Annotated in this window: 1 protein-coding gene; it reads right to left on the bottom strand. The window is 77.4% G+C overall.

Features of this window, described 5'->3' with window-relative positions; translation table 11 throughout:
- On the bottom strand, positions 1-698 hold a 698-nt coding region (locus IBL25_RS26475; RefSeq protein ID WP_275296078.1), incomplete at both ends, for a proton-conducting transporter transmembrane domain-containing protein.

The raw sequence follows: 698 nt of genomic DNA on the forward strand, positions 1-698 counted from the left end.
CGCGCCCAGGGTGCGCGGCGTGCGCGGGCGGCCCAGGAAGCAGAGGCCCCAGAAGCGCAGCAGCGCCGAGACCAGGCCGGCCATGGCCAGCCCCAGCAGCGCCACCGCCGCGGCCGTCAGCAGTTGAAAGCCCAATGGCCCAGCGCGCCAGGCGGAGAAGAGCGCCTGCAGCAGCAGCCAGCCGCCGGCAAAGCCCGCGAAGGGCGGCAGCAGGGCGGCGGCACCGGCGCCGGCAAGGCTGACCCAGGCCAGGATGGGCATCACATGGATCAGCCCGCCCAGCCGGTCCAGGTGCCGGGCGCCAGCGCCCTGGGCGATCTCGCCCGCCGCCAGCCAGAGCAGCGCCATGACCAGCACCAGGGCCGGAAGATGCAGCAGCGCCGCCCCGGCCGCCACCGCCGCCATGGCCCCCAGATCGGCGGCCCGCAGCGTGGCGGCGAGGCCGAGGCCAGTGGCCACCAGCCCGAGATGCGCCAGGGCCACGCCGCCCAGCAGCGGCGACAACTCAGCCTGCCGCAGCGCCCGCAGGGCACCAGCCAGGGCCAGCAGGGCACCGCCCGCCAGCAGGGGCGTGCCCCACCAGAGCGGCTGCGCCGGCCCACCGAGGTCCAGCAGCAGCCGGCACAGCAGGTAGATGGCCACCGGCGGCATGGCACCGCCCACCAGCAGCAGCGCCGGGCCCGGCGGCAGCGGCGCCA

Origin of the sequence: Pseudoroseomonas ludipueritiae (genome assembly GCF_014490445.1) — a bacterium.
GTDB lineage: Bacteria > Pseudomonadota > Alphaproteobacteria > Acetobacterales > Acetobacteraceae > Pseudoroseomonas > Pseudoroseomonas ludipueritiae.